Annotated in this window: 10 protein-coding genes; 7 read left to right on the top strand and 3 right to left on the bottom strand. The window is 70.1% G+C overall.

The genetic code is table 11. The annotated features are described in order from the left end of the window. The first annotated feature begins 94 nt into the window (after positions 1 to 94). From ACFVXC_RS42355 to ACFVXC_RS42325, 7 genes are all read left to right on the top strand, one after another. Positions 95 to 646: a DUF1707 domain-containing protein gene (locus ACFVXC_RS42355; RefSeq protein WP_389917164.1), complete on the top strand. Its 552-nt coding sequence runs from the start codon at positions 95 to 97 to the stop codon at positions 644 to 646. Then, positions 643 to 984 (top strand): hypothetical protein, encoded by a 342-nt coding sequence (locus ACFVXC_RS42350; protein ID WP_389917162.1) that lies wholly within the window; start codon positions 643 to 645, stop codon positions 982 to 984. Before ACFVXC_RS42355 ends, ACFVXC_RS42350 begins: the two co-directional genes overlap by 4 nt. 198 nt (positions 985 to 1,182) lie before the next feature. Continuing rightward, complete coding sequence (locus ACFVXC_RS42345; protein WP_389917160.1) at positions 1,183 to 2,064, top strand: SGNH/GDSL hydrolase family protein; 882 nt, start codon at positions 1,183 to 1,185, stop codon at positions 2,062 to 2,064. 111 nt (positions 2,065 to 2,175) lie between these two features. After that, entirely contained in the window at positions 2,176 to 3,117 is a 942-nt protein-coding gene (locus ACFVXC_RS42340; protein WP_389917158.1) for an NAD(P)-dependent oxidoreductase, read from the top strand. 73 nt (positions 3,118 to 3,190) lie between these two features. Beyond that, positions 3,191 to 3,607, top strand: coding sequence for a MerR family transcriptional regulator (locus ACFVXC_RS42335; protein ID WP_389917157.1), 417 nt, complete (start codon positions 3,191 to 3,193; stop codon positions 3,605 to 3,607). 8 nt (positions 3,608 to 3,615) lie between these two features. Further along, complete coding sequence (trxA, locus tag ACFVXC_RS42330; protein WP_389917170.1) at positions 3,616 to 3,954, top strand: thioredoxin; 339 nt, start codon at positions 3,616 to 3,618, stop codon at positions 3,952 to 3,954. A gap of 196 nt (positions 3,955 to 4,150) precedes the next feature. After that, on the top strand, positions 4,151 to 6,418 hold the full coding sequence (locus ACFVXC_RS42325; RefSeq protein WP_389917155.1) for a HelD family protein: 2,268 nt from the start codon (positions 4,151 to 4,153) through the stop codon (positions 6,416 to 6,418). Here the strand turns inward: ACFVXC_RS42325 and glgB are convergent. The 3 genes from glgB to ACFVXC_RS42310 all read right to left on the bottom strand — a co-directional run. Next, positions 6,375 to 8,504 carry a 1,4-alpha-glucan branching enzyme gene (glgB, locus tag ACFVXC_RS42320; protein ID WP_389917168.1) on the bottom strand — a complete coding sequence of 710 codons (2,130 nt, stop codon included), beginning with the start codon at positions 8,502 to 8,504 and terminating at the stop codon, positions 6,375 to 6,377. The genes ACFVXC_RS42325 and glgB overlap by 44 nt on opposite strands. Positions 8,505 to 8,732: 228 nt before the next feature. Next, the gene (locus ACFVXC_RS42315; RefSeq protein ID WP_389917153.1) at positions 8,733 to 10,160 is read right to left on the bottom strand and encodes a phosphotransferase; all 1,428 of its coding nucleotides are present in this window, start codon (positions 10,158 to 10,160) and stop codon (positions 8,733 to 8,735) included. Between the two features lie 118 nt (positions 10,161 to 10,278). Further along, positions 10,279 to 10,431: alpha-glucosidase C-terminal domain-containing protein (locus tag ACFVXC_RS42310; protein WP_389917166.1), on the bottom strand; the 153-nt coding region annotated here is incomplete at its 5' end.

The raw sequence follows: 10,431 nt of genomic DNA, 5'->3' as shown, positions 1-10,431 counted from the left end.
GGTCCGCCGCGATCAGCAACGTGATCGCGGCGGACCTGCCCGCCTTTTCGGTCTGTACGACACCGCTTCGCACTAGAGTGAAACGGTGACCTCCATGCCGGAAGAACCGTCGCCACGGATCAGCGAGGGCGTCCGCGACGCAGCGGTGCGGCGCCTGCAGGAGGCGTACGCCGAAGGGCACATCGCGGACGAGGAGATGGACGAACGCCTCCACCGGGCGCTGACCGCCGAGGCGCACAGCGAGTTGGAGTCGGCTCTGGCCTCGCTCCCCGCCCAGGACATGGGCACCACGTCCACGATCTCCGTGGGCGCCGGACGGATTCGCCGGCACGGCGCCTGGCGGGTGTCCCGGCACCTCAAGGTCGAGTCCGCGTTCGGAAGGGTGAACCTGGATCTGTCCCGGGCGGTCCTCGAACACCCGGTGATCGACATCGAGTTGCAGCTCGGCACCGGCAGGGCCAGGATCACGGTGCCTCGCGACGCGAGTGTCGACGTGGAGGGTCTGAACACCGGGTGGAAGGATCTCGACTACAAGCCCGGACGGCACTCCCGGCGCGGCGGACCGACGATCCGGATCTCCGGGGCCATGGGGTACGGGAAGCTGAAGATCCGTCACGCGCGCCGGGTCACCGGCACGGACAGGTGACGTCGGACGGCGGCCGGGACTGTCTCGCCTGTGGGCTGGCCGACGGCACCGTCCCCCTGCCCGGCGGCACCATCCTGCGTACATCGCGCTGGACCGTCGAACACTGCGTCGGGGCGCTCGGCGTCGGCACCCTCGTGGTGCAGCCCGCCCGTACACCCGACATCGACCGTCACGGCGGTGCGTACGGGCCCGCACTCCAGATGGCGATGTTCGCCGAGGGCGCGTCGGCGGAGCCGCGTGTGGTGGAGGAATTCTGCGGGCGGGTGCGTCGTGCGCTGGATGAGGGTGCGTTGGATGAGGATTCCGCCATCCAGGTGGGCCCGTGCGCAAACTGTTGACTGTTATTCAAACCTGCCAGTAACTTCAGCGTTGCACCACTGAGAACCGCCGAAAGCCGCTGAAGCCTGCCCAAAACACCCTCACAGTACGGCCGTTGGTGCTCGTGGCCTGCTAGCTCCTCTCCGGGACTGACCGCCCACCGGATTTACCGGTTACACCGGATTTCACGGATTCATCGGATTCAAAGGAGACTCCAGATGGCGATCCGCACCCGTGCCCTGCGTCTGGCGGCAGCCCTCGCCGCCGTCGCGACCGCCACCCTCGGCCTGGCCGCCGCGCCCGCCCAGGCGACCGGCGGTGACCCGCTCGACTACGTAGCCCTCGGCGACAGCTACAGCGCCGGATCCGGCGTCCTGCCCCTCGACCTGACCGCGCCGCTCCTCTGCGCGCGCTCGACGGCCAACTACCCGCACGTCGTGGCCAAGCGCACCGGCGCCAAGCTCAAGGACGTGACCTGCGGCGGGGCCCAGACCAAGGACTTCGCGGGGTCGCAGTACCCCGGTGTCGCCCCGCAGCTCGACGCCGTCACCGCCGACACCGATCTCGTGACGCTGACCATCGGTGGCAACGACAACAGCACCTTCATCAGCGCGATCCTCGCCTGCGGCAGCGCCGGCGTGCTCTCCGGCGGCAAGGGCAGCCCCTGCAAGGACGCCAACGGGGACAAGTTCACCAAGGAGATCGACGCAAGTACGTACCCGGCGCTGAAGACCGCCCTGCGAGCCGTCAAGGCCAAGGCCCCCCGCGCGCGCGTCGGCGTGCTCGGCTACCCGTGGATCGTCCCGGCCGAGGCCGACCCCGCGTGCTTCGCCAAGATGCCGATCGCCACGGGGGACGTCCCCTATCTGCGGGACCTCCAGACGCACTTGAACAAGGCCGTGCAGCGTGCCGCGTCCGAGACGGGCGCGACGTTCGTCGACCTGTCCGCCGCGTCGGAGGGCCACGACGCCTGCAAGCCGCTGGGCACCCGCTGGATCGAACCCGTGCTGTTCGGCACGAACTTCGTCCCGGTCCACCCGAACGCCCTCGGCGAGTCCGGGATGGCCGAGGCGGCCATCGGCGTGCTGAAGCTGGGCTGACAGGGACCGCCAGGCAGCGCCCAACACCCCACGCATGCTTACCTTTTCGTAAGTAGCTGACTAATTAGTCGGTACTTGTGGGGAGTTGGGCGCTCGCCAAGCATGGTCGTCATGACGAACCAGAGCCATGACCCGTCCACTCCCCCTGTCACCTCCCCTTCTCCTGCCGCCTCCCCCTCTCCAGTCACCGTCCTGGGCCTCGGCGCCATGGGGCGGGCCCTCGCCGGTGCCTTCCTCAAGGCCGGTCACCCCACCACCGTCTGGAACCGCACGCCCGGCAAGGGCGACGACCTGCTGGCCGCCGGAGCGACCCGCACCGCCACCGCAGCCGAGGCGGTCCGCGCCTCGGAGGTGGTGATCGTCTGTCTCTACGACTACGACGTCTCGCGGGCCGTGCTCGGCCCGATCGCCCAGGAACTGGCGGGGCGCGTCCTGGTCAACCTCACGTCGGACACCCCGGAGCGCTCGCGCGAGGCCGCCGCCTGGGCCGCCGAACACGGGATCGCCTACCTGGACGGCGCCATCCTGGTGCCGGTGACGGTGATCGGCACCGCCGACGCGCTGCTCTTCCACAGCGGTCCGAAGTCCGTGTACGACCGGCACGCGAGCACGCTCAAGGTGCTCGGCGGCAATACCGTGTACCTCGGTGAGGATCACGGACTGGCAGCCGTCTACGACAACGCCCTGCTCGACTTCTTCTGGACCAGCATGTCCGGTCTCGTGCACGCGTTCGCGCTGGCCGGGGCGGACGGCGTGAAGGGCGCGGACCTCGCCCCGTACCTGAGCGCCCTGCTCTCCATCTTCCCGTCGGCCATCGGGTCGACGGCGGTCGAGGTCGACTCCGGCGAGTATCCGGGTGACCAGGCCCCGCTCGTCACGGAGGCCGCCAACGTCGATCACATCATCCACGCCTCCGCGCACCGGGGCCTGGACGTGGAGTCCTTGAACGGCGTCAAGGCCGTCCTGGACCGGGCCATCGCCAAGGGGCACGGAGCGGACGGCTGGACGGCCATCATCGAGGCCGTCCGCACGCCTGAACCGACGGTTTCCTGAAAAGAGCGCCCGTCAAAAGAGGGCGCCCGTCACGCTGGCCTTGACGCCCGCGTCAAGGATTACCGTCGTACGCATGCGCATCGGCGAACTTGCGGAGCGGGCCGGCACCACCACGCGGACCCTTCGGTACTACGAGTCACGGGGGCTGCTGCCCGCCCGTCGCAGTGGCAACGGCTACCGCACCTACGACGAGGACGACATACGCCTCCTGGAGCAGATCAGGACCTTGCAGGACTTCGGGTTCGATCTGGAGGAGACGCGGCCGTTCGTGGAGTGCCTGCGGTCGGGGCATCCGGCGGGCGACTCCTGCCCCGCGTCACTCGACGTCTACCGCCGCAAGCTCAGTGAACTCGACTCGCTGATAAGCGAGTTGAGCGCGGTGCGCGAACAGGTGGGTGCGCAGCTCGTGCGCGCCGAGGCGGCGGTTTCGGGAGGTCCGGACCCGCAGTGCGGGATGACGGGCCGACGGGTTCAGGGAGAGGGAGCGTAAGCGTGTCGATGGTCAAGGCGGACGGTGTGGCCGAGGTGACGGACGCGGACTTCGAGGGGGAGGTGCTCAAGGCGGAACGGCCGGTGCTCGTGGAGTTCGGAGCGGAGTGGTGCGGCCCGTGCCGGCAGCTCGCGCCGGTGCTCGGCGAGATCTCGCGCGAGGAGGCGGACCGGCTGAAGATCGTGCAGGTGGACGTGGACCACAGTCCGCAGACCGCGATCGCGTACAACATCCTCTCCGTGCCGTCCCTGCTGGTGTTCCGGGGCGGTGAGCCGGTGAAGTCCATGGTCGGCGCGCGGCCCAAGCGCAAGCTGCTGGCCGAGCTAGCCGAGGCCGGTGTGCTCTGACAGAGGCGCTCTGACGTAGACATACGCAGTCACACGTCGTCAGTCACATGTGGTCAGAAAGAGAAATGCCCCGGACGAATTGACGTCCGGGGCATTTCTTCGCGTATATTAGATCCTTTCGCGACTCCCAACCCATTAGGGCAGGACGGAATCGCGAGAATCTGTATACGAGCACTGTAACTGGCGAGGGGCTGAATTGTCAACCGAGGAATTGCGGGAAGAGCAGCAATTCGTCTCCGGGCTGTACGCGCGCCTCGACGCGCTGCGCGAGGAGGCGCAGGTCGCCGTGCAGGCATCGTTGTCGCAGGTCGGCAACGGTCTGCAGGCCAGGCTTGAGCGTGACGTCCTGGTCGCGGAGCGGTCCGGACTGCTGGCGGCCTTCGACGCGGGCGAGAACGGGCTCTGCTTCGGCAGGCTCGAATTCCGTGACGGCCGTGATCACCACATCGGCCGCATCGGAATCCGCGCGTCCGACATCGAACGCACCCCACTCGTGATCGATTGGCGTGCCGATGTCGCACGCCCCTTCTACCTCGCGACCGGCCATACCCCGATGGGGCTCCGCAGGCGCAGGCACATCACCACGGAGGGCCGCGACGTCACGGCCCTGCACGACGAGATCCTCGACCTCGGCGACACCACCCGCACCGGGTACGAGGGCGCGGACGCCGACGAGGTGCTCCTCGCCGCGCTCGACTCGGCCCGCACCGGGCGCATGCACGACATCGTGCAGACCATCCAGGCCGAGCAGGACCGCATCATCCGCGCCCCGCACCAGGGCGTCCTCGTCGTCGAGGGCGGCCCCGGCACCGGCAAGACCGTCGTGGCGCTGCACCGCGCCGCGTTCCTCCTCTACGCCCACCGCCAGCTGCTCGCCAAGCGCGCGGTCCTGATCGTCGGCCCGAACCCCGCCTTCCTCGGCTACATCAGCGAGGTCCTGCCCGCGCTCGGCGAGACGGGTGTCCTCCTCTCGACCGTCGGCGAGCTGTTCCCCGGCGTGAGCGCCACCGGCACCGACACCCCCGAGGCCGCCGAGGTGAAGGGGCGCGCCGAGATGGCGGATGTGCTCGCCGCCGCCCTGCGCGACCGGCAGCAGACCCCCGAGCCCGGCGCCCCGCTGATCATCGAGCACGACGACGGCGACCTCGTCCTGGACTGGACGATCGCCCACGAAGCGCGCGAGGCCGCCCGTGAGGCGGACGTCCCGCACAACCTCGGCCGACCGCACTTCGCCTTCCGCGTCATCGACATGCTCACCGGGCAACTGGCCGAGCGGCTCGGCGCCGACCCGTACGGCGGCCCCAACTTCCTCGGCCCCGACGACATCGCCCAGCTCGGCAAGGCGATCGCCGCGAGCCCCGAAGTACACGCGGCCATCGAGGAGTTGTGGCCGCAGCTCTCCCCGGAGGGCTTCCTCGCGGACTTCCTGGAAGAGCCGACGCCACCCCTGTCGGACCAGGACGCGGAGCTCATCCGGCGCCCGCGCGGGGGCGACTGGACGGCCTCCGACGTTCCGCTGCTCGACGAGGCCGCCGAGCTGCTCGGCAGCGACGACAGCGCGGCGAAGGCGATGGCGGAGGCCGAGCGGGCCAAGCAGATCGCCTACGCGCAGGGCGTCCTCGACGTCTCGTACGCATCGCGCACGTACGAGTTCGAGGACAAGGACGACGAGGACTCAGAGGTCCTGCTCGCGCACGACATCATCGACGCCGAGCGCATGGCCGAGCGCCAGGAGGAGGCAGACCACCGCAGTGCCGCCGAGCGCGCGGCGGCGGACCGGACCTGGGCGTTCGGGCACATCATCGTGGACGAGGCGCAGGAACTCTCCGCCATGGCCTGGCGGCTGCTCATGCGGCGCTGTCCGACCCGGTCGATGACGCTGGTCGGTGACCCCGCGCAGACGGCGGAGGCGGGCGGCTGCGGCACCTGGGAGACGATCCTCTCCCCGTACGTCGAGGACCGCTGGGAGTACACAAGGCTCGGCGTCAACTACCGCACGCCGGTGGAGATCATGGACGTCGCCGCCGAGGTGCCCCGCGTCGAGCATCCCGGCTTCCGGCCGCCGAGCTCGGTGCGGTCCACGGGCGTGCTCCCCTGGGCGCACCGCACCGACGACCTCGCCGCGGCCGTGGCCGACACGGTGGCCGCCGAGACACGGGACGAGGGCCGCCTCGCGGTGATCGCCCCTCGCGAGCTGCATGAGGAGCTCGCCCCCAAGCTCCCCGGTGTGACGGCCGGGGAGGCCCCGGACCTGACGCGGCCGGTCGTTCTGATCGACCCGCGTCAGGCGAAGGGCCTGGAGTTCGACACGGTCCTGGTCGTGGAGCCGGGCCGCTACGGCACGAGCGACCTCTACGTGGCCCTGACCCGGGCCACGCAGCGGCTCGGCATCCTGCACTCGCAGGAGCTTCCGGTGGCGCTCAAGCAGGTCGAAGCCACACCGTGGCCAGCGGCGGCAGGGTGAGACGCAGGGACGCGGGGCGGCCGTGCGACGCCACCGGTTCGGCCTTGACCGGGTCCGGGTTGGTGACGTCGCCGCCGCCGTAGCGGGCCGCGTCCGTGTTCAGGACCTCGCGCCATGCGGCGAACTCACCGGGGACGCCCAGGCGGTACTCGTGCCGCACCACCGGTGAGAAGTGCGAGATGGCAAGGAGCGGTGCGCCATCAGTGTCCTCGTCGGCGTAGCGCAGAAACGCGAAGACGTTGTCCTCCGCCGCGTCGCCGTCGACCCAGGCGAAGCCGCCGGGGTCCGTGTCGCGCTGCCACAGCGACGGCTCGCGGCGGTAGACGGTGTTGAGGTCGCGCACGAGATCGCGTACGCCTCTGTGGTCGGCCTCGGCCCCGTACGCGGGGTCGAGCAGCCACCAGTCCGGGCCGTGTCCCTCCGCCCACTCGGCGCCCTGGGCGAACTCCTGGCCCATGAAGACGAGCTGTTTGCCGGGGTGGGCCCACATGAAGCCCAGGTAGGCGCGGTGGTTGGCGCGCTGCTGCCACCAGTCGCCGGGCATCTTCGACACCAGGGACCGCTTGCCGTGCACGACCTCGTCGTGCGAGATCGGCAGGACGTAGTTCTCGCTGTACGCGTACACCATCGAGAACGTCATCTCGTTGTGGTGGAACTTGCGGTGCACGGGCTCCTTCGACATGTAGTCGAGCGAGTCGTGCATCCACCCCATGTTCCACTTCAGGCCGAAACCGAGCCCTCCGAAGCCGCCCGGGCCCTCCAGGTGCGTCGCACGGGTCACGCCGTCCCAGGCCGTGGACTCCTCGGCGATCGTGACGACGCCGGGGGCGCGGCGGTAGACGGTGGCGTTCATCTCCTGGAGAAAGGCGACGGCGTCGAGGTTCTCGCGGCCACCGTGCGCGTTCGGGGACCATTCGCCGTGCTCGCGCGAGTAGTCGAGGTAGAGCATCGAGGCGACGGCATCGACGCGCAGGCCGTCGATGTGGAACTCCTCGCACCAGTAAGTGGCGTTCGCGACAAGGAAGTTGCGCACCTCCTTGCGGCCGTAGTCGAACTCCAGGGTGCCCCAGTCGGGGTGCGCGGCACGGGCCGGATCCTCGTGCTCGTACAGCGTGCGTCCGTCGAACTCCGCGAGCGCCCAGTCGTCGCGCGGGAAGTGCGCGGGCACCCAGTCCATCAGGACGCCGATGCCCGCTCTGTGCAGCGCGTCGACGAGGTACTTGAAGTCGTCGGGCGTACCCATGCGGGCGGTCGGCGCGTAGAAGCCGGTGACCTGATAGCCCCAGGAGCCGCCGAAGGGGTGCTCGGCGACGGGCATCAGCTCGACGTGCGTGAACCCCAGGTCGGCGACGTAGGCGGGCAGCTGCTCGGCCAGCTGGCGGTACGTCAGGCCCGGTCGCCAGGAGGCCAGATGCACCTCGTACACGGAGAGCGGCGCCTGGTGGACGGGCACCTCCGCTCTGCGCTCCAGCCAGTCCGCGTCATGCCAGTCGTGGTGCGACTCGTGCACGATCGAGGAGTTCGCGGGCGGTGTCTCGGTGCGGCGGGCCAGTGGGTCCGCGCGCAGTGTCTTCGAACCGTCGGGCCGGGTGATCTCGTATTTGTAGAGCTCGCCCTCGCCGACGGACGGCACGAACAGCTCCCATACGCCGGTGCCGCCGAGCGAGCGCATCGGGAATCCGGTGCCGTCCCAGAAGTTGAAGTTCCCCACCACGCGCACACCTTGGGCGTTGGGTGCCCACACCGTGAAGCGCGTCCCCGTCGCACCCTCGTGCACCATCGGGCGCGAACCGAGCGCCTTCCACAGCTGTTCGTGCCGTCCCTCGCCGATCAGATGCAGGTCGAACTCACCGAGGGAGGGCAGGAACCGGTACGCGTCGTGGATCTCCAGCTCGGTCTCCTCGTACGCGACACGCAGCCGGTAGTCGTCGGGGATCTCCCGCAGCGGAATCACCCCGGAGAAGAACCCGTCCCCGTCGTGCTTCAGCTCGGCCCGCAGATCCTTGGCGACGACGGTGACGGAGCGCGCGTACGGCCGCAGGGCGCGGAAGGCGACGCCGTCGCGGACGGCGTGGGCGCCGAGCACCCCGTGCGGGTCGTGGTGCGTGCCCGCGAGGAGACGGGCGCGGTCGGCCCGCGGGACGGGAGACGCGGGGCTGCCGGTCTTCCCCTGCTTCGGCCGGGCCTGGCGGGGCGCCTCCGGCGTCCGTCCGGCGGGCTCCGGCTTTCGCCTGCCCTTCTTGCTGGCCTCGTCGGACGGTTTGCGCGGCTGCGGGCGGGGGGTCACAGGAGGCGTCTCCTCGGCGATGGTGGGTCAGTGGGTGTCGGACGCTGGGCCGCTGGTGGCGGGGCCGTTCGCGGCGAGCCGCTTGATCGCGGAGAGGGGTACGGGGAGCCAGTCGGGGCGGTGGCGGGCCTCGTAGAGGACTTCGTAGACCGCCTTGTCCGTCTCGTAGGCACGCAGCAGGACCGGGTCGGTACGCGGATCACGGCCGGATACCTCCGCGTACCCCGTGCAGTACGCCGCCCGGCAGTCACCCGCCCAGTCGGGCGCCCAGGGTTCGTGCGAGCGAGCCGCGTAGTCGAAGGAACGGAGCATGCCCGCCACGTCCCGCACCGGCGGCTGCGGCATCCTGCGCTCGGACAGCGGGCGTGAGGGCTCACCCTCGAAGTCGATGAGCGACCACTCCCCGGCGGGTGAGCGAAGGCACTGCCCCAGGTGCAGATCCCCGTGGATGCGCTGGGCTGTCCAGGTCGCCTGTCCCCGTCCCAGGTCGGCGAGCGCCTCGAACGTCGTGTGCAGGGCGGGGGCGTACCGGAGGAGGGCGGGCACCGCCCTGGCCGCCGCGTCGAGACGGCCGGCCATGCCCTCGGCGATCAGCTCCACCTGGGCGCGGCCAAGGGTGACGGTGGGCAGCGCGCGGGCAAGCGCCAGATGCACCTCGGCGGTCGCGCGGCCGAGCGCTCTCGCCTCCCCGCTGAAGTCCCGGTCGGCCGCGAGCTCCCGCAGGGCGAGCTCCCAGCCGTCGGCCGTGCCCTTCAAGTAGGGCTGGAGCACACCGAGGACGTTCACCTCGTCCCCGACGTCCGCCAGGAACCAGGCGGCGGGGGCCGGTACCTGCGTACACCGCTCGCGGGCCAGCATCAGGGGCAGTTCAAGGTCGGGATTGACTCCGGGCACGACGCGGCGGAACAGCTTCAGGATGAACGTGTCCCCGTACACGAGCGAGGAGTTGGACTGTTCGGTGGCCAGAACCCTCGGTGCGAGGTCTTCGCCTATGTTCTTGCGCGGGTCGCGCTCGAAGCGCAGCTTGCCGACGCGGGCCTGCGTCCGCAGCGCCTCCAACAGGAACCCGGACATGCGTGCGTCGTGCAGCGCTTCGTAGACCGTGAATCCGGCGAGCGGCCCCTGCGTCACATGCCCGATGAGCGCGGGAGCGAGCCGTGGCGGCAGTTCGCGCCGTACGCCGAGGAGGAGTTGGTAGCAGTCGGCGAGCAGCGGGGGCTCGCCGCCGAGCTGCTCCGGTACCTGTGGCTGCCGGACCTGTATGAGCAGGTGCAGAAGGCCCAACTCGGAGGTGGGCGGCAGGAGTTCGGTCGCTGTGATCAGCGTGAAGTCGGTGATGGGGCGGCCTTTGCCCGCGAACCATCGCTGTCGTGGCAGCCACGCGCGCAGCAGCGGATCGAGCGAGGCGAGCAGCGCGTCCGCGGTGATGCCCGGGCGGGTGACGGCTTCCGACATGGCGTCGCGTCCTTTCCGCGGTGCGGACAGGGGTGAGTGCGGGAGTGCCGGTCGTGCGGGAGAGTTCCCAGGGCGGGGCGGTGGAAACCGCCCCGCTCAGGAGTAGCAGGGGTGGAGCCTACGCCGGATCCTTGCGCAGCCGGAACCAGTAGAAGCCATGTCCGGCCAGGGTCAGCAGGTAGGGCAGTTCGCCGATGGCCGGGAACCGTACTCCGCCGATCAGTTCGACCGGGTGGCGGCCGTTGAAGGTCTGGAGGTCGAGTTCGGTGGG

Source organism: Streptomyces sp. NPDC058257, assembly GCF_042881845.1.
GTDB lineage: Bacteria > Actinomycetota > Actinomycetes > Streptomycetales > Streptomycetaceae > Streptomyces.
This window is presented reverse-complemented; position numbering and strand designations above follow the sequence as displayed.

Excerpts from the sequence above, each read along its gene's own strand:
- ACFVXC_RS42355 (WP_389917164.1), top strand. The coding sequence starts at position 95 with ATGCCGGAAGAACCGTCGCCACGGATCAGCGAGGGCGTCCGCGACGCA.
- ACFVXC_RS42345 (WP_389917160.1), top strand. The coding sequence starts at position 1,183 with ATGGCGATCCGCACCCGTGCCCTGCGTCTGGCGGCAGCCCTCGCCGCC.
- ACFVXC_RS42340 (WP_389917158.1), top strand. The coding sequence starts at position 2,176 with ATGACGAACCAGAGCCATGACCCGTCCACTCCCCCTGTCACCTCCCCT.
- ACFVXC_RS42335 (WP_389917157.1), top strand. The coding sequence starts at position 3,191 with ATGCGCATCGGCGAACTTGCGGAGCGGGCCGGCACCACCACGCGGACC.
- trxA (WP_389917170.1), top strand. The coding sequence starts at position 3,616 with ATGGTCAAGGCGGACGGTGTGGCCGAGGTGACGGACGCGGACTTCGAG.
- ACFVXC_RS42315 (WP_389917153.1), bottom strand. The coding sequence starts at position 10,160 with ATGTCGGAAGCCGTCACCCGCCCGGGCATCACCGCGGACGCGCTGCTC.